The organism is Burkholderia sp. E168m22 (assembly GCF_001319805.1).
Taxonomy (GTDB): domain Bacteria; phylum Pseudomonadota; class Gammaproteobacteria; order Burkholderiales; family Burkholderiaceae; genus Burkholderia; species Burkholderia orbicola.
In genome coordinates, this window is record NZ_BBSK01000070.1 from 33,851 (window position 1) to 51,771 (window position 17,921).

At 67.5% G+C, this 17,921-nt stretch carries 18 protein-coding genes; 8 read left to right on the top strand and 10 right to left on the bottom strand.

Translation table 11 applies throughout. The features are described from left to right. Window positions 1-51: 51 nt before the first annotated feature. Window positions 52-741, bottom strand: coding sequence for an aspartyl/asparaginyl beta-hydroxylase domain-containing protein (locus AP428_RS16430; RefSeq protein WP_011547023.1), 690 nt, complete (start codon window positions 739-741; stop codon window positions 52-54). A gap of 218 nt (window positions 742-959) precedes the next feature. Here AP428_RS16430 and AP428_RS16435 point away from each other — a divergent pair, with 218 nt between their 5' ends. Next, window positions 960-1,304, top strand: a complete 345-nt coding sequence (locus AP428_RS16435; protein ID WP_041489464.1) for a DUF4148 domain-containing protein — start codon at window positions 960-962, stop codon at window positions 1,302-1,304. A 71-nt stretch (window positions 1,305-1,375) separates the two neighbouring features. Next, window positions 1,376-1,651, top strand: a complete 276-nt coding sequence (locus AP428_RS16440) for a DUF4148 domain-containing protein (RefSeq protein ID WP_011694835.1) — start codon at window positions 1,376-1,378, stop codon at window positions 1,649-1,651. Window positions 1,652-1,882: 231 nt separating this feature from the next. Here the strand turns inward: AP428_RS16440 and denD are convergent, their stop codons facing one another. From denD to AP428_RS16480, 8 genes are all read right to left on the bottom strand, one after another. After that, complete coding sequence (gene denD / locus AP428_RS16445; RefSeq protein ID WP_011694834.1) at window positions 1,883-2,854, bottom strand: D-erythronate dehydrogenase; 972 nt, start codon at window positions 2,852-2,854, stop codon at window positions 1,883-1,885. 28 nt (window positions 2,855-2,882) lie between these two features. Further along, on the bottom strand, window positions 2,883-3,659 hold the full coding sequence (gene otnI / locus AP428_RS16450; protein WP_011547027.1) for a 2-oxo-tetronate isomerase: 777 nt from the start codon (window positions 3,657-3,659) through the stop codon (window positions 2,883-2,885). 75 nt (window positions 3,660-3,734) lie between these two features. Then, window positions 3,735-5,060: an MFS transporter gene (locus tag AP428_RS16455; RefSeq protein WP_011694833.1), complete on the bottom strand. Its 1,326-nt coding sequence runs from the start codon at window positions 5,058-5,060 to the stop codon at window positions 3,735-3,737. Between the two features lie 131 nt (window positions 5,061-5,191). Further along, entirely contained in the window at window positions 5,192-5,830 is a 639-nt protein-coding gene (locus AP428_RS16460) for an aldolase (RefSeq protein ID WP_011547029.1), read from the bottom strand. Then, a complete protein-coding gene (otnK, locus tag AP428_RS16465) occupies window positions 5,827-7,128 on the bottom strand; it encodes a 3-oxo-tetronate kinase (protein WP_011547030.1) in 1,302 nt (433 codons plus the stop codon). Before otnK ends, AP428_RS16460 begins: the two co-directional genes overlap by 4 nt. Window positions 7,129-7,147: 19 nt before the next feature. Next, window positions 7,148-8,038, bottom strand: coding sequence for an L-threonate dehydrogenase (gene ltnD, locus AP428_RS16470; protein ID WP_011547031.1), 891 nt, complete (start codon window positions 8,036-8,038; stop codon window positions 7,148-7,150). Between the two features lie 58 nt (window positions 8,039-8,096). Further along, window positions 8,097-8,801 (bottom strand): FadR/GntR family transcriptional regulator, encoded by a 705-nt coding sequence (locus AP428_RS16475; protein ID WP_006480587.1) that lies wholly within the window; start codon window positions 8,799-8,801, stop codon window positions 8,097-8,099. Between the two features lie 190 nt (window positions 8,802-8,991). Beyond that, window positions 8,992-10,065 (bottom strand): GlxA family transcriptional regulator, encoded by a 1,074-nt coding sequence (locus AP428_RS16480; protein ID WP_041489669.1) that lies wholly within the window; start codon window positions 10,063-10,065, stop codon window positions 8,992-8,994. A gap of 286 nt (window positions 10,066-10,351) precedes the next feature. Between AP428_RS16480 and AP428_RS16485 the strand changes: the two genes are divergently transcribed. The 6 genes from AP428_RS16485 to AP428_RS16510 are packed head-to-tail and all read left to right on the top strand — an operon-like array spanning window position 10,352 to window position 17,384. Next, complete coding sequence (locus AP428_RS16485; protein WP_011694831.1) at window positions 10,352-11,737, top strand: L-serine ammonia-lyase; 1,386 nt, start codon at window positions 10,352-10,354, stop codon at window positions 11,735-11,737. Window positions 11,738-11,751: 14 nt separating this feature from the next. Then, a complete protein-coding gene (locus AP428_RS16490) occupies window positions 11,752-12,996 on the top strand; it encodes a sarcosine oxidase subunit beta family protein (RefSeq protein ID WP_006480591.1) in 1,245 nt (414 codons plus the stop codon). Window positions 12,997-13,017: 21 nt separating this feature from the next. After that, window positions 13,018-13,317, top strand: coding sequence for a sarcosine oxidase subunit delta (locus tag AP428_RS16495; protein ID WP_011547035.1), 300 nt, complete (start codon window positions 13,018-13,020; stop codon window positions 13,315-13,317). Then, window positions 13,314-16,325 carry a sarcosine oxidase subunit alpha family protein gene (locus AP428_RS16500; RefSeq protein WP_011547036.1) on the top strand — a complete coding sequence of 1,004 codons (3,012 nt, stop codon included), beginning with the start codon at window positions 13,314-13,316 and terminating at the stop codon, window positions 16,323-16,325. Before AP428_RS16495 ends, AP428_RS16500 begins: the two co-directional genes overlap by 4 nt. After that, window positions 16,315-16,947: a sarcosine oxidase subunit gamma gene (locus tag AP428_RS16505; protein ID WP_011547037.1), complete on the top strand. Its 633-nt coding sequence runs from the start codon at window positions 16,315-16,317 to the stop codon at window positions 16,945-16,947. The genes AP428_RS16500 and AP428_RS16505 overlap by 11 nt, the downstream gene beginning before the upstream one ends. Continuing rightward, window positions 16,944-17,384: a dihydroneopterin aldolase gene (locus AP428_RS16510; protein WP_011547038.1), complete on the top strand. Its 441-nt coding sequence runs from the start codon at window positions 16,944-16,946 to the stop codon at window positions 17,382-17,384. The genes AP428_RS16505 and AP428_RS16510 overlap by 4 nt, the downstream gene beginning before the upstream one ends. A 100-nt stretch (window positions 17,385-17,484) precedes the next feature. On the opposite strand, the gene AP428_RS16515 is transcribed toward AP428_RS16510, so the two are convergent. Next, window positions 17,485-17,921, bottom strand: a 437-nt coding sequence (locus AP428_RS16515) for a lytic transglycosylase domain-containing protein (RefSeq protein WP_156349325.1), incomplete at its 5' end; no start/stop codon positions are given.

The following is a 17,921-nucleotide window of genomic DNA, read 5'->3' on the forward strand; positions in this document are numbered from 1 at the left end:
GCGGCCGCAAGCGATGGCGTTTGCCATGGCGTCTGCGCGGGCTGGCGGCGGCTAAACCGGAATCGACCGCCCCCTGATCCGGATGCCGAGCCGCACGACCCCGATCACCGCATTCGACAGCCACATCAGCCAGCGCGGCATTCCGCGCCGACGGATATCGAGCAGCAGCACGATCCGCACGGCATCGCTGTCGTTCCACACCTCGTGCGTGAACGTGTCGTCCCACAGCAGGAAGCGGCCTTCGTCGAGCCGGTATTCGTGTCCGTCGACCTTCAGCACGGCGGCCGGCGTGCCGTCGGCGCGCTTCGGCATCGACAGCACGAGATAACCGCGCAGGATGCCGCGAAACGGCCCGCGATGCGGCGGGATGTGCTTGCCGGGCGCGAGGAACGACAGCGACGCGGACAGCACGTCCGGCGACGCCGCGACGAGCGACGCGACGGTCGGGCAGCGCGACAGATTGCGCGGAAACGGCTGGCCGTACGCCTGCATGATGAACATGCGCCAGTCGCGTGCATCGTTGGCCGAGATGTCGTACTGCTCGCGCATGATTTCGTGAAAGCGCGGGATGCGCGGCATGTCGCGTGCTACCTCCAGCGCCTCCGCGCGGATCGCCGGCCACGCGCGCACGAAACGCTCGGCATCCGGGAATGCGGACGCGTCGAGCACCGCACCGCTGTCGATATGGCGGTCGTACAGCGTGCGCAGCAGGGCGGCTGCATGGTCGTAAGCGGCGGACATGTCGATCGATGGGCGGCCCGGATGAAGTGGGGGTCAGTCTGCCCGAAGCACGGCGGGCATTGCGTTACGTCAGGTTACGCCGGCTGACGAATGAATGACAGTTCGATGAACGTTCGGCAGGCGCGCATGGAAAGGCGGGAATAAACCCGGCCCCTCCGTCGTCATACGGGTGTAGCACGTCGTCTCGTTGACTGATGAAGCTGATGAAGGAGTGGAACATGAACACGCACTGGCTGGTAGCCGCCACGGTGGCGGCGATGTCTCTCGCAGGTGTCGCGACGCAAGCGTCGGCACAGGCGCTCACGCGCGAACAGGTCCGGCAGGAACTGATCGATGCACAAAACAACGGGCTGCGCTTCGTGACCGATACGTCGTATCCGGACGTGAGCCCGCTGTTCCAGCAGCCGGCCGAGCGGATGCCGCAGCGGCAGGCCAGCACGGCGGTCGGCAGCGATCCGGCCGTGTCGTCCGACGCGGGCAAGCCGGCGGCGATGTCGCCGCGTCGAGGCGCCGCCGCATGCGTCGGCCCCGCGAGCTTCTGCACGGTCTATTTCGGAAGCTGAGCCGCGGGCCTGCATTCTCAGGTCACGCAAATCCCGTGGTTGATCGATACGTCACATTGAAGGAGTTCATGATGAAAACATATATCGCACTACTGACGATGATCGCTGCGATCGTCGGTCAGTCGGCATTCGCACAATCGGCCGCACCGTTGACGCGTGCGCAGGTTCGCGACGAACTGATTCGCCTCGAAGCGGCCGGGTACGACCCGGCGAAGGGCGACGACGGCGAGTATCCGGCCGATATCCAGGCCGCGGAAGCGAAGCTCGCCGAGCAGGATGGCGCGCGGATGGCGGCGTCGGCGACGCGGGCGGCCGAGCCCGGCATGCCGGCGCAGGTCGGCAACTAGGCGCCGTTATGTACCCGTGTTGCGCGCGACCGTCGGCATCGCGGCACAGCGAGGCACGTGCGCGGCGTGTCGCGCGGAGACGAATCGTGTGGAGCGGTGGTGCGGTGTTGTCCCGGCGTCGATGTGTACTTCAGGCAGGCGGCCGGGACGCAACGCGCGTCGCTCGATGTCGGGGAATCGGCCAGGCCACGTTCGGCCGGGCTGCACCGATGCGGCCCGACCCCGCGCAACTCAGCGCTGTTCGTCCGCGATATGGCTGCGGATCACGTCCACGAACGACGTGTCGCCCTTCAGCCCGAGCGCTTCCGCACGCGACGTATCCCAGCGGCCGGGCCAACTGCCGACGATCTTCTCGACGCGTTCGTCGGGCGCATGACGGATCAGCTTCACGACCTCGTCGCCCGCGACTTCGCGCAGCGCCGCGATCATCTCGTCGACCGATACCGACAGCCCCGGCAGGTTGATCACGCGCTTGTTGCCGAGCTTTGCGCCGTTGATCTCGCACCCGGCGACGAGCGCGTCGATCGCGCCGCGCGGCGACAGCAGCCACAGCCGCGTCGAGCCGGGCACCGGGCACACGCTTTCCTCGCCGTTCAGCGGCTCGCGGATGATGCCGCTCGCGAACGACGACGCGGCCGCGTTCGGGCGGCCGGGCCGTACGCTGATGGTCGGCAGCCGCAGCACGCGGCCGTCGACGAAGCCGCGCCGCGCGTAGTCGCACAGCAGCAGTTCGGCGATCGCCTTCTCGGCGCCGTACGACGATTGCGGGTTGAGCGCGGTGTCGTCCTGCACGACGTCGGGCAGCGCGCCGCCGTACACCGCGACGGAGCTCGTGAACACGACGCGCGGCTGGTGGCCGCGGGCGCGGCACACTTCGAGCAGGGTGCGCGATGCATCGAGGTTGATCCGCATGCCGAGATCGAAATCGGCTTCGGCCTGCCCGCTGACGATCGCCGCGAGGTGGAAGATCGCGCCCGTCTGCGTGTCGATCGCGCTGTCGAGCACCGCGCGATCGGCGATGTCGCCGACGATCGACGTCACGCGCGCATCGCCGAAATCGCTGCCCTTGACGACGTCGAGCAGCACCAGCTCGTCGATCTTCTCGATACGGCCGTCCGGGCCGGTCAGTTCGCCGCGCTCGAGCAGCTTGCGCGCGAGACGCTGGCCGAGAAAGCCGGCGCCGCCGGTGATCAGTACTTTCATGTTGTTGACCCTCTGGGAAATACGGGAATTACAGATATGTCTTGAGCCAGCCGAGGCCTTCCGACGTACCGGCCTTCGGCCGATACTCGCAACCGATCCAGCCGTCGTAGCCGAGCGCGTCGATCAGCGCGAACAGGTACGGGTAGTTGAGTTCGCCGACATCCGGCTCGTGGCGTTCCGGCACGCCCGCGATCTGGATATGGCCAATGCCCGCGAAATCGCGCTTGAGCTTCATCGCGAGATCGCCTTCGACGATCTGGCAGTGGTAGCAGTCGAACTGCACCTTCAGGTTCGGCGCGCCGACTTCCGCGCGGATCGCCTGCGCGTCGTCCTGGCGGCTCAGGAAGTAGCCGGGCATGTCGCGCTGGTTGATCGGCTCGATCAGGATCGTGATGCCGTGCGCGGCGGCCGCCTGCGCCGCATGACGCAGGTTCGCCAGATACGTGTCGCGATGGCGCGCGCGGTCGGCGCCCGGCGGCACCATGCCGGCCATCACGTGCAGCTTCTTGTTGCCGATCACGCGCGCATAGTCGAGCGCCAGGTCGATGCCGCGGCGGAATTCGTCCTCGCGGCCAGGCAGCGATGCGATGCCGCGTTCGCCCGCGGCCCAGTCGCCCGGCGGCGCGTTGAACAGCGCCTGTTCGAGGCCGTGCGCGTCGAGGCGCGCGCGGATGTCCTCGGCGGCGAAGTCGTACGGGAACAGGTACTCGACGGCCTTGAAGCCGTCATGGGCGGCAGCGGCGAAGCGTTCGAGAAACGCATGCTCGGTGTACATCATCGAGAGGTTGGCGGCGAAGCGTGGCATGGCGGCGGGTCCTGTGTATGAATGGGGCGGGGCGCCGTGCGCCCCGCGTCGAATGATGAATCGGCCAGCGGCGAATCAGCGGTTCACGAGTTTGGCGGGCGTGAGCCACACGGCGATCGCGCCGATCACGAGCATTGCGGCGAGCACGTACATGCCGGACGCGGTGCTGTGCGTGGCGTCCTTCAGGTAGCCGATCACGTACGGGCTCGCGAAACCGGCGAGGTTGCCGACCGAGTTGATGATCGCGATCCCGGCCGCGGCCGCGGAGCCCGCGAGGAACGCGGTCGGCAGCGACCAGAACAGCGGCGCGCAGGTCAGCACGCCGCCTGCCGCGAGCGACAGGAACACGATCGACACCGCCGTATTGTGCGAGTACGACGCGGCGACCGCAAATCCGATCGCGCCCATCAGCGCCGGCACGATCAGGTGCCAGCGGCGTTCGCGCCGCTTGTCCGCGCTGTGGCCGAACAGGTTCATCACGACGATCGCGACGACGAACGGAATCGCCGACAGCAGGCCGATCTGCAGCGTATCGGTAATGCCGGTCGATTTGACGAGCGTCGGCATCCAGAACGTGAGCCCGTACTGGCCGGTGACGAACGCGAAGTAGATCAGCGACATCCACCACATGCGCGGGTCCGAGAACACGGCCTTCAGCGAATGGCCGTGCTGCTGCTGTTCCTGCGGCTGCGCGGCGATTTCGTCCTCGAGCAGCTGCTTCTCGCGCTCGTCGAGCCACTTCGCGCCGCGGATGCTGTTGTCGAGATACAGGATCGTCGCAATGCCGATGAGCACGGCCGGCACGGCCTCGATCATGAACATCCATTGCCAGCCGTGAAAGCCCGAGCCGCCGTGGAAGCGCTCCATGATCCAGCCCGACAGCGGGTTGCCGAAGATGCCCGACACCGGAATCGCGGACATGAACACCGCGATGATCTTCGCGCGGCGATGCGACGGGAACCAGTACGTGAGGTACAGGATCACGCCCGGATAGAAGCCGGCTTCCGCGAGCCCGAGCAGAAAGCGCAGCACGTAGAACTGCGTCGGCGTCTGCACGAAGGCGAACAGCGCGGACAGCAGGCCCCACGTGATCATGATCCGCGCGATCCAGATGCGCGCGCCGAGGCGGTGCATCAGCAGGTTGCTTGGCAGTTCGAACAGAAAGTAGCCAAGGAAGAAGATGCCGGCGCCGAGTCCGAACACGGTTTCGCTGAACGCGAGATCCTGCGACATCTGCAGCTTGGCGAAGCCGACGTTCACGCGGTCGAGATATGCGACCACGTAGCAGAGCATCAGGAACGGCACGATGCGCCAGAACACTTTCTTGTAGGTGCGGTCGAGTTCGCCCGATTGGGCGGCCGCGGCGGGCGAGCGGCTTGCGGCCGCGTCGAGAGCAGTCATCGTCGTCTCCAGGACTATGGTGTGCCGGCGGCGCGTACGCCGCCGGATCGTGTGTGTGCTGACGGAAAGGCCCGCGCACACGGCGGGCATGAAAACCGGTACGGACTACTGGGCGATCAGGGCACGACGCGTTACCAGCGCGCGCCGAAGGTCTGGCGCAGTTCGTCGAGCGCCGCGTCGGTCAGCGGTTCGGGCTTCGGCTGGGTCATCAGCCACAGCCGCGCCGTTTCCTCGAGCTCCTCGAGCGCATACGACGCGTGCGATACCGACGGCCCCCACATCACGGGGCCGAGGCGATCGAGCAGCACGCCGCGCACCCGGTCGGCCAGCGCCGCGACTTCGGCCGCGACGGCCGGGTCGCCGGGGCGGCGGTAACGGATCAGCGGGATGTGGCCGACCTTCATCACGTAGTACGGCGTGATCGGCGGCAGCACGTCGGTGTCGCGCCACACGCCGGCGAGCGTCAACGCGACGAGATGCGTCGAATGCGTGTGGACGACGCCGTTCGCCTCCGCGTTGCGCGCGTAGATGCCGCGATGCAGCGCGAGCGTCTTCGACGGCTTGCCGCCCGAGACGGGTTGGCCGTCGGTGCCGACCTTCGCGATGTCGTTCGGGTCGAGCCGGCCGAGGCACGCGTCGGTCGGCGTGATCAGCCAGCCGTCATGCAGGCGCGCGCTGATGTTGCCGGCGCTGCCGACCGCATGGCCGCGCGCATACAGGCTCGCGCCGACGACGCAGATCTCTTCGCGCAGTTTCGCTTCGTCGCTCATCGTGCGGCTCCGTCCAGCGCGCGCAGCGCCTTGTCGAAAAAGTCCGTGGTGCCGAAGTTGCCGGATTTCAGCGCGAGGCCGAGCGGCTGCGCGTCGATGGTGGCCGTGGCCGGCACGCCCGGATCGATCTGCGCGCCGATCTGCAGCGACTTCACGTCGAGCGCCTGCACGACTGCGCCGGACGTCTCGCCGCCGGCGACGACGAACTTGCGCACGCCGAGTTCGCGCAGCCCGCGGGCGATCGCCGCGAGCGTGCTTTCGACGAGATGGCCGGCCGCGTCGACGCCGAGCGCCTGCTGCACGGCCTTCACTTCGTCGGGCGTGGCGGTCGCATAGATCAGGACGGGCTGGGGCAGGTGCGAGCGCGCAAACGCGAGCGCCTGATCGACGACGGGCTCGCCGCGCGAGGCCGCGAGCGGATCGATACGGAAACTCGGACGCGTCGCGCGCCATGCGGCGACCTGCGCGTTGGTGGCTTTCGACGCGCTGCCGGCGAGCACGGCCGACAGGCCGTCGATGCGCGGCAGCGACGCCGCGTTGTCGCGCTCGGGCAACTGCTCCGCGCGGCGGAAATTCGCCGGCAGGCCGAGCGCGATGCCCGAGCCGCCGGTGACGAGCGGCAGGCCCGCGCACGCTTCGCCGAGCACGTACAGATCGCGGTCCGACAGCGCGTCGGCGATTGCGAAACGGGCGCCTTCCGCGCGCAGCTGGTCGATCCGCGCGCGCACGGCCGCCGCGCCGAGCGCGATCGTGTCGTAGCGGATCAGGCCGACCGGCGACTTCGTCTGCCGTTGCAGCACGCGCATGAGGTTCGCGTCCTTCATCGGCGTGAGCGGATGATTTTCCATCCCCGATTCGTTCAGCAGCACGTCGCCGACGAACAGGTGGCCGCGGTAGATCGTGCGGCCGTTCTCGGGAAACGCCGGGCACGCGATCGTGAAGTCGCCGCCGGCCGCATCGAGCAGCGCGTCGGCCACCGGCCCGATGTTGCCCGCGTCGGTCGAGTCGAACGTCGAGCAGTACTTGAAGAAGAACTGGCGGCACCCTTGCGCGCGCAACCATGCGTACGCGGCGAGCGATTGCGCGACGGCGTCGGCGGCGGGGATCGTGCGCGACTTCAGCGCGACGACGATCGCGTCGGCGTCGACGATCGTGTCGGCAGCGGCGCCGTCGGCGGGCACGCCGATCGTCTGCACGGTGCGCATGCCGCTCTTGACGAGCATGTTCGCGAGGTCGGTCGCGCCGGTGAAATCGTCGGCGATGCAGCCGAGCAGGGGACGGGAAGCGGAAGCGGTCATGGCGGGAACGTCGTTCGAATCAGCGGGCGGGCGGCAGCGTGATGCCGGGGAAAGTCTTGATCACGGCGGAATCGTCCTCGCCGCCGTGGCCGGCGCTCGATGCGCTCATGAACATCTGGTGCGCGGTGGCCGACAGCGGCAGCGGGAATTTGCTGCGGCGCGCGGTATCGAGCACGAGGCCGAGATCCTTCACGAAGATGTCGACGGCCGATAGCGGCGTGTAGTCGCCGTTCAGGATGTGCGGCACACGGTTCTCGAACATCCACGAATTGCCCGCGCTGTGCGTGATCACGTCGTACAGCGCATCGGCATCGACGCCCTCGCGCAGGCCGAGCGCCATCGCTTCGGCGGCCGCCGCGATATGCACGCCGGCCAGCAGCTGGTTGATGATCTTCACCTTCGAGCCGATGCCGTGCGCGTCGCCGAGGCGGTACACCTTGCCCGCGATCGCGGCGAGCACGTCCTCGCAGCCCGCATACGCGGCGGCCGGGCCCGACGTCATCATCGTCATCTCGCCGGAGGCCGCGCGCGCGGCGCCGCCCGACACCGGCGCGTCGAGCATCTGCAGGCCGGCCGCTTCGATGCGTGCGCCGAGCGCGACCGCGAATTCGGGCGCGACGGTCGCGCTTGCGATCACGACGCCGCCCGGCTGCATCGCCGCGACCGCGCCGTGTTCACCGAACAGCACCGTTTCCGTTTGCGCGGCATTGACGACGAGCGTGACGACGACGTCGCATTGCGCGCCGAGTTCGGCTGGCGTCGCGCACGCGATGCCGCCTTCGGCGGCGAACGCCTGCAGCACGGTGTCGCGCACGTCGCATGCGTGCACGCGCAGACCGGCGCGCAGCAGCGAGCGTGCGACGCCGAGGCCCATCGCGCCGAGGCCGATGACTCCAATATTTCGTGACATGGTCAACCTTGATCGATTCGAGAGAGGTTCTGGACAACGGCGGCGGGCGCCGCCGGCTTCAGCAGATGCCGGCTTCCGCTAGACGGCGGGCGGCGTTGTACATGTGCGTGCGCGCCGCGTTGCGGGCGGCCATCGGGTCGCGTGCGCGGATCGCGTCGGCGATCGCCGCGTGCTCCTCGCGCACCTGCCGCGAGAAATCCTCGCGCGTCGCTTCGTTGCTGCGTGTGACCTTCACGCCGGCTTCGAGGTACTGGTTCAGGAACTGCAGCGTCTTCAGGAAATACGGGTTGCCGGTGACGGCCGCGATCGTGCGGTGGAACGCGACGTCTTCCGCGACGCCGTCGCGCCCTTCGGCCACCGCTGCGTCGATCTTGCGCAGCGCGTCGTCGATGTCGGCCATGTCGTCGGCGGTGTGGTGCAGCGCGGCCTCGGCCGCGACTTCGGCCTCGATCGCGCGGCGCACCGCGAGCAGGTGCGGCAGCGAGCTCGCCTCGACGGCTTCCGCGTAGTCGATCCGCAGCGGCCGGATCGCACCGTGCTGGTTCACGAATACGCCGCTGCCCTGGCGCGGCTCGACCACGCCCTCGTTCTTCAGCCGCGAGATCGCCTCGCGGATCACGGTGCGGCTCACGCCGAATTCCTGCGCGAGCACGGCTTCGGTCGGCAGCTTGCCGGTGGCCGAGAAGCTGCCCACTTCGATCTGCTTGAGCAGTTGCTGCGCGACATGGTCGCTCATCGCGCGGGCGGGAATTTTCTCGAACATGATGCTCAGGTTTGTAAGGTGATGTGGTCATCATACAAATTTGAGCGTGCATCAGCATCCGGGATAACCCTCGTTTACGGAAGTCAATGTCGGCTAAGTTGATTGGAACCGGTTCCAAAAGATTCGAAACCGATGCGAACGTGCGCCGTTCCTGCGGTTGGCCAAGAAAGGGGCGAGTGCCCTGGGGGCGTCAGTCGGCGATGTCCTCGACCGGGTCGGCCGACGCATCGAGCGCCGCATCGACTTCGGCCACGTCGCCGCCGCGCTCGCGATACGTCGCCGGCGGCACGCCGAACTGCTTGCGGAATTCGCGCCCGAGGTGCGACGCATCGGCGAATCCGCAACTCGACGCGATATCGGCGACCGTGCGGTCCGAACTCGTCAGCAGCCACGCGGCCGTGCGCAGCCGCACCTGTTTCGCGAAGGCCTGCGGACTCTTGCCGGTTTCCGCCTTGAACAGCCGCTCGAGCTGCCGTGTCGACAGGTCGAGCTTGCACGCCAGTTCCTCGAGCGGCAGCGCACGCCCGACGTGCTGTTCCATCAGAAGAATCGCGCGCTTGACCTTCGGATGCGTAGCCGGCTCGAGGCCCGGCGGATGCGGCTGCGGCGCGTTGCCTTTCTGCATCTCGCCGACCAGCAGGATGCGCAGCGCCTTCTGCACGGTCGCATGATCGAAATGGCGCAGCAGGATCGCGGCGGCGACGTCGATCGACGCGCGGCCGCCCGAGCACGTGATCCGGCGCCGGTCGATCACGAACAGCCGGTCGGCGATCAGCAGGTCGGGATCGGCCGACGGAAAGCGCTCGATGAAATCCCAGTAATGAAACCAGCTCACGCAGGTGCGGTAGCCGTCGAGTACGCCGGCGCGCATCAGCGTGAACACGCCGGTGCAGATGCCGACCACCGTCGCGCCGCCCGCCGCCGCGCGGCGGATGAAGTCGAGTGTTTCAGGGCCGGCCTGCGGCCCCGAATGCAGCAGCCCGCCGACTACCACCACATAGTCGAACGGCTCGGCCGCGTCGAACGTCTCCCACGGCGTGATCTGGATCCCGCAACTCGCGCGCACCGGCGCGAGCGTCTCGCCGATCACGCTCCATGCGCAGCGCACCGGCTTGCTGTAGTCGCCGTCGTCGGCCGACAGCCGCAGCATGTCGACGAAGCCGGAGAAGGCCGTCAGCGTGAAGTTCGGCAGCAGCACGATGCCGAAGCGGATGCGCCGCGGCGCGGGTTCTGCGAGGGGGGAAGCGGGTACGTCGGGGGTCATCGCGGCCAATCTCTTCACGCCGGGCAGGCGGTCTCACTCGTTTCACTCGGTTTGCGGGTTGCAGCGGCCGGAGGCGGCGCGGATGCAGCCAGCGTCGCCGATCGGCCGTGGCCGGACTTGTGGTTTTCCGTCGCGAACCATCGCCAAAACGCACTTTCGGGCCGGCCGGCGCGGCGCTTGGCGGCGCTATCCCACGCCGATGCCGTTTTTGTTCTATCGGCCGATTTTACGCTTTGATGTACTGGGGCCCAACGACATTTCACGCATGCAACCCAAAGGAAGCCAGATGAACGTCAGCGCGTTCGACCTGTTCAAGATCGGCATCGGCCCGTCCAGTTCGCATACGGTCGGCCCGATGATCGCCGCGTGCCGCTTCGCGTCGCACGTGGAGGACGCGAACCTGCTCGGCTTCGTGCGCCGCGTGCGGGTCGAGCTGTACGGCTCGCTCGGCGCGACCGGCAAGGGCCACGGCACCGACAAGGCGGTGCTGCTCGGCCTCGAGGGCCACCTGCCCGACACGATCGATCCGGACCTGATCGAGCCGCGGCTCGCCGCGATTCGCGCGGAGAAGTCGCTGTCGCTGCTCGGCAAGCAGACGGTGCGCTTCGACGAGAAGGAACACATCGGCTTCTATCGCAAGCTGATGAGCGGCACGAGCATCGTGCATCCGAACGGGATGCGCTTCCAGGCATTCGACGAACACGGCCAACTGCTCGTCGAGAAAGAGTATTACTCGGTCGGCGGCGGTTTCGTCGTGAACCGCGACGGCGATCGCGTGAACGGCGTGCGTGCGGCGGTCGAGGTGCCGTATCCGTTCCGCACCGGCGACGACCTGATGCGCCAGTGCCGCGAACACGGGCTGTCGATCGCCGAACTGATGCTGCGCAACGAATGCGCGCTGCGCCCCGCCGACGAAGTGCGCGCCGGGCTGCTCGCGATCTGGCGCACGATGGCCGCCTGCGTCGAGCGCGGCTGCAAGGTCGAGGGCGACCTGCCGGGGCCGATGCGCGTGAAGCGCCGCGCGGCCGAGCTGAACGGCCGCCTGCGTTCGCGTTCGGAAGAGTCGCTGCGCGACCCGCTGTCGATGCTCGACTGGGTCAACCTGTATGCGATGGCCGTCAACGAAGAGAACGCGGCCGGCGGCCGGGTCGTCACCGCGCCCACCAACGGCGCGGCCGGCGTGATTCCCGCGGTGCTGCACTACTACGTGAAGTTCGTGCCGGGCTCGAACGAAGCCGGCATCGTCGAATTCCTGCTGACGGCCGCGGCGATCGGGATCATCTACAAGGAAACCGCGTCGATCTCCGGCGCGGAAGTCGGCTGCCAGGGCGAAGTGGGCGTCGCGTGCTCGATGGCCGCGGCCGCGCTCGCCGCCGTGATGGGCGGCACGCCGGACCAGGTCGAGAACGCGGCCGAGATCGGCATGGAGCACAACCTCGGGATGACCTGCGACCCGGTCGGCGGGCTCGTGCAGATCCCGTGCATCGAGCGCAACGCGATGGGCGCGATCAAGGCGCTGAACGCGTCGCGCATGGCGCTCAAGGGCAACGGCCAGCACTACGTATCGCTCGATTCCGTGATCAAGACGATGCGCGAAACCGGCGCCGACATGAAGACGAAATACAAGGAAACGTCGCGCGGCGGTCTCGCCGTGAACGTCATCGAATGCTAACGAAGGATCCAAACATGAGCCGCTACTCGATATTCAGCCTGTTCCGCAACGGCCTCTCGTATCACGAGAACTGGGAAAAGCAGTGGAAGAGCCCGGAGCCGAAGAAGGAATACGACGTCGTGATCGTCGGCGGCGGCGGCCACGGCCTCGCGACCGCGTACTACCTCGCGAAGGAGCACGGGATCACGAACGTCGCGATCCTCGAGAAGGGCTGGATCGGCGGCGGCAACACCGCGCGCAACACGACGATCGTGCGCTCGAACTACCTGTGGGACGAATCGGCCGCGCTGTACGAGAAGGCGATGAAGCTGTGGGAAGGGCTGTCGCAGGATCTGAACTACAACGTGATGTTCAGCCAGCGCGGCGTGATGAACCTCGCGCACACGCTGCAGGACGTGCGTGACACCGAGCGTCGCGTGAACGCGAACCGCCTGAACGGTGTCGACGCCGAATTCCTGACGCCCGCGCAGATCAAGGAAATCGAGCCGACGATCAACCTGAACAGCCGCTACCCGGTGCTCGGCGCATCGATCCAGCGCCGTGCGGGCGTCGCGCGCCACGACGCGGTGGCCTGGGGCTTCGCACGCGGCGCGGATCGCGCCGGCGTCGACATCATCCAGAACTGCCAGGTGACGGGCATTCGCCGCGAAGGCGGCGCGGTGGTCGGCGTCGATACGGTGAAGGGTTTCATCAAGGCGAAGAAGGTCGCGGTGGTGGCCGCCGGCAACACGACCACGCTCGCCGACATGGCCGGCGTGCGTCTGCCGATCGAAAGCCATCCGCTGCAGGCGCTGGTGTCCGAGCCGATCAAGCCGGTCGTCAACTCGGTGATCATGTCGAACGCGGTGCACGCGTACATCAGCCAGTCCGACAAGGGCGACCTCGTGATCGGCGCCGGTATCGACCAGTACACGGGCTTTGGCCAGCGCGGCAGCTTCCACATCATCGAAAGCACGCTGCAGGCGATCGTCGAGATGTTCCCGGTGTTCTCGCGCGTGCGGATGAACCGCCAGTGGGGCGGCATCGTCGATGTGTCGCCGGACGCGTGCCCGATCATCACCAAGACCGACGTGAAGGGCCTGTATTTCAACTGCGGCTGGGGCACCGGTGGCTTCAAGGCGACGCCAGGCTCGGGCTGGGTGTTCGCGCACACGATCGCACGCGACGAACCGCATCCGCTGAACGCACCGTTCGCACTCGACCGCTTCTACACGGGCCACCTGATCGACGAGCACGGCGCCGCCGCCGTCGCGCACTAACCGCACTGAGGAGAAAGAAACATGTTGCTGATCGAATGTCCGTGGTGCGGGCCGCGCGCCGAATCCGAGTTCACGTGCGGCGGTGAGGCCGACATCGTGCGCCCGGTGGCGAACGAGACCATGACCGACCGCGAATGGGGCGAATACGTGTTCATGCGCGAGAACAAGCGCGGGCTGCACAAGGAGCAATGGCTGCACACGCAGGGCTGCCGCCGCTGGTTCAAGGTGACGCGCGATACGGTCACCTACGATATCAAGGGCTACGAAAAGTTCGGCGGAGCATCTGCCGGCAACGCACACGAAGAGGGCACGAGCAAATGAGCCAGAAAGACCGCCTCGGCACCGGTGGCCGCATCAATCGCGCGATTCCGCTGACGTTCACGTTCAACGGCCGCACGTACCAGGGCTTCCAGGGCGACACGCTCGCGTCCGCGCTGCTCGCGAACGGCGTGCATTTCGTCGCGCGCAGCTTCAAGTACCACCGTCCGCGCGGGATCGTGACGGCGGATGTGGCGGAACCGAATGCCGTCGTGCAGCTCGAAACCGGCCCGTACACGGTGCCGAACGCGCGCGCGACCGAGATCGAGCTGTATCAGGGGCTTGTCGCGACGAGCGTGAACGCCGAGCCGACGCTCGAGAACGACAAGTACGCGATCAACCAGAAGCTCTCGCGCTTCATGCCGGCCGGGTTCTACTACAAGACCTTCATGTGGCCGCGCAACATGTGGCCGAAGTACGAAGAGAAGATCCGTGAAGCGGCCGGCCTCGGCAAGGCGCCCGAAGTGCTCGACGCCGATCGCTACGACAAGTGCTACGCGCACTGCGACGTGCTCGTGGTCGGCGGTGGCCCGTCGGGCCTCGCCGCCGCGCATGCGGCAGCGACGGCCGGCGCGCGCGTGATCCTCGTCGACGACCAGCGCGAACTCGGCGGCAGCCTGCTGTCGTGCCGCGCGGAGATCGACGCGAAGCCCGCGTTGCAGTGGGTCGAGAAGATCGAAGCTGAACTGCGCAAGCTGCCCGACGTGACGATCCTGTCGCGCAGCACCGCGTTCGGCTACCAGGACCACAACCTCGTGACGGTCACGCAGCGCCTGACCGATCACCTGCCGGTGTCGATGCGCAAGGGCACGCGCGAACTGCTGTGGAAGGTCCGTGCGAAGCGCGTGATCCTCGCGACCGGCGCGCACGAACGGCCGATCGTGTTCGGCAACAACGACCTGCCGGGCGTGATGCTGGCGGGCGCGGTGTCCACCTACGTGCATCGCTTCGGCGTGCTGCCGGGCCGCAACGTGGTCGTGTTCACGAACAACGATCGTGCATACCAGACCGCGCTCGACCTGAAGGCGTGCGGCGCGAAGGTGACGGTCGTCGATTCCCGCGCATCGTCGAACGGCGCGCTGCCGGCCGCTGCGAAGCGGCAGGGCGTGACGGTGATGAGCGGTGCGGTCGTCACGGCCGCTTCGGGCAAGTGGCGCGTATCGTCGGTCGACGTCGCGTCCTACTCGAACGGCCAGACCGGCGGCAAGCTGCAGACGCTGCCGTGCGACCTCGTCGCGATGTCGGGCGGCTTCAGCCCGGTGCTGCACCTGTTCGCGCAGTCGGGCGGCAAGGCGTGCTGGAACGACGAGAAGGCGTGTTTCCTGCCGGGCAAGCCGGTGCAGGCGGAAGCGAGCATCGGTGCGGCGGCCGGCGAATTCGGGCTGGCTCGTGCGCTGCGGCTCGCGGTCGATGCGGGCGTGGAAGCGGCGAAGGCCGCGGGCTTCACGGCCGCGCAGCGTCCGGCCGCACCGCAGGTCGCCGAAGCCGTCGAAGGTGCGCTGCAGCCATTGTGGCTCGTCGGCAGCCGCGAGGCCGCGGCACGTGGACCGAAGCAGTTCGTCGATTTCCAGAACGACGTCGCGGCGGCCGACATCCTGCTCGCCGCGCGTGAAGGCTTCGAGTCGGTCGAGCACGTGAAGCGCTACACGGCGATGGGTTTCGGCACCGACCAGGGCAAGCTCGGCAACATCAACGGGATGGCGATCCTCGCGGGCGCGCTCGGCAAGACGATTCCGGAAACGGGCACGACGACGTTCCGCCCGAACTACACGCCCGTGTCGTTCGGCACGTTCGCGGGCCGCGAGACGGGCGACTTCCTCGACCCGATCCGCAAGACGGCCGTGCACGAATGGCACGTCGAGCACGGCGCGATGTTCGAGGACGTCGGCAACTGGAAGCGGCCGTGGTACTTCCCGAAGAACGGCGAGGATCTGCATGCGGCCGTGAAGCGCGAATGCCTCGCGGTGCGCAACGGCGTCGGCATTCTCGACGCGTCGACGCTCGGCAAGATCGACATCCAGGGCCCGGACGCGGTGAAGCTGCTGAACTGGATGTACACGAACCCGTGGAACAAGCTCGAAGTGGGCAAGTGCCGCTACGGGCTGATGCTCGACGAAAACGGGATGGTGTTCGACGACGGCGTGACCGTGCGCCTCGCCGACCAGCATTTCATGATGACGACCACCACCGGCGGCGCGGCGCGCGTGCTGACGTGGCTCGAGCGCTGGCTGCAGACCGAATGGCCCGACATGAAGGTGCGGCTCGCGTCCGTCACCGATCACTGGGCGACGTTCGCGGTGGTCGGCCCGAAGAGCCGCAAGGTCGTGCAGAAGGTGTGCCAGGACATCGACTTCGGCAATGAAGCGTTCCCGTTCATGAGCTACCGCAACGGCACGGTTGCCGGCGCGAAGGCGCGCGTGATGCGGATCAGCTTCTCGGGCGAGCTGGCCTACGAAGTGAACGTGCCGGCGAATGCGGGCCGCGCGGTGTGGGAAGCGCTGATGGCGGCCGGCGCCGAGTTCGACATCACGCCGTACGGCACCGAGACGATGCACGTGCTGCGCGCGGAGAAGGGCTACATCATCGTCGGCCAGGACACCGACGGCTCGATCACGCCGTTCGATCTCGGGATGGGCGGCGTCGTCGCGAAGTCGAAGGACTTTCTCGGCAAGCGTTCGCTGTCGCGTTCGGATACCGCGAAGGAAGGCCGCAAGCAGTTCGTCGGCCTGCTGACCGAAGACGAACAGTTCGTGCTGCCGGAAGGCGCGCAGATCATCGCGAAGGACACGCAGGTGTCGGCCACCGATCCGACGCCGATGATCGGCCACGTGACGTCGAGCTACTACAGCCCGATCCTGAAGCGCTCGATCGCGCTCGCGGTGGTGAAGGGCGGCCTGAACAAGATGGGCGAGAGCGTCGTGATTCCGCTGGCCAACGGCCGGCGCATCACCGCGAAGATCTCCAGCCCGGTTTTCTACGATACCGAAGGGGTGCGTCAGCATGTGGAATGAAACGAGAAACCAGACGCAGGTGGCGGGTGCGGGCGGCGTGACGCTTGAATCGCCGTTCGTCGGCGCGGCCGACGTGCTGAAGGCGCACCAGGCGCGCGCGTCGAAGAAGTTCACGCTGCGCGAGCGGCCGTTCCTCGATCTCGTCAACGTGCGCGGCGAGTTGAGCGATTCGGCCTTCGTCGCCGCGTTCGAGCGCGTGGTCGGCTGCTTGCCGCCCGCGGCGCCGAACACGGTGGCGCGCGGCGCCGAATACGACGTGCTGTGGCTCGGCCCCGACGAATGGCTCGTGCGGTCGAACGGGCCGGTCCAGGCCGGCGTGCTCGAAGCGAAGCTGGCCGAGGCCGTGCAGGGCTCGTATGCGGCGGCCGTCGACGTCGGCAGCGGCTACACGGTGGTCGAGATCAGCGGCGAACGCGTGCGCGACGTGATCGCGCGCGGCTGCCCGCTCGATCTGCATCCGCGCGTGTTCAAGCCGGGCCAGTGCGCGCAGTCGCACTACTTCAAGTCGCCGATCACGCTGATCCCGACCGGCGACGACACGTTCGAGATCGTCCTGCGTCGCAGCTTCGCCGATTATTTCGTGCGCATCATGCTCGACGCCGCGGCGCCGCTCGTCTCATGAAGCCGTTCGACGAACCGTTCGTGGCGATCGACGCGCCGCGCCTGCGCGGGCGCGGCTGGAGCGTGTTCGTCGACGAACTGAAGGTGCCCGCGCGGATCGGCATTCATGCGCACGAGCATGAAGCGCCGCAGCCGGTCGTGATCGACGCGCGGCTCGAGTATCGGTGCGAGCCGAGCGAGCAGGGCGAGTGGATCGACTACGACGGGTACTGCGCACGCGTGGCGTCGTTTCTGGCGCACAAGCCGCATACGCGGCTGCTGGAAACGCTCGTCGCCGATCTCGCGGTGCTGTCGTTCCGCGAATGGCCGGCGCTGGAATCGCTGACGCTGTCGATGTACAAGCCGAAGATCCGGCCGGGGACGAAGCGCGTCGGCGTGTCGCTCGACTGGACGCGCGGAGATTACCTGCGGTGGACGGGGGCGGCGGGGCAGCTTTGATCAAAGGGGGCTGGATCAAGGCACGAGGGAGGTGATCCGGCGATTCCATGGGGCGGCGGCGCGAATGCGCCGCCGTACTCGTTTACGTTCCTGCATGCACTTACTTCGTGTTGCGGTTCGCGGCCGGCGCCGGTGACGGATCGCTGACCGGCACCATGTGCGCCTTCGCGTTGTTCGCGTCGTTCGCGGTATTCGCGCTTTTCGCGTCGTCCTCGGGTTCGAGCACGAACCGGAACGAATCGACCCGCTGCATCACTTTCGCCGCATACGCACTCGATCCGCCGCTGTAGCTCTTCAGCCCGGCCTGCACGTTGCCGCCGGCCGCCTTCACGTAGCCCGACAGAATGCGCGAGCCGACTTCGACGTTCGCATTCGGCTCCGTCAAATCCTTCACGTTGCGCAGCATGCCGCGGTGCGCGGACGGCACGACCTGCATCAACCCGGTCGCGCCATGCTGGCCGCGTGCCTTTTCCTGGAAGCGCGATTCGATCGAAATAATCGCGTAAACGAGTGCCGGCGGCAGCGAATATTTCGTCG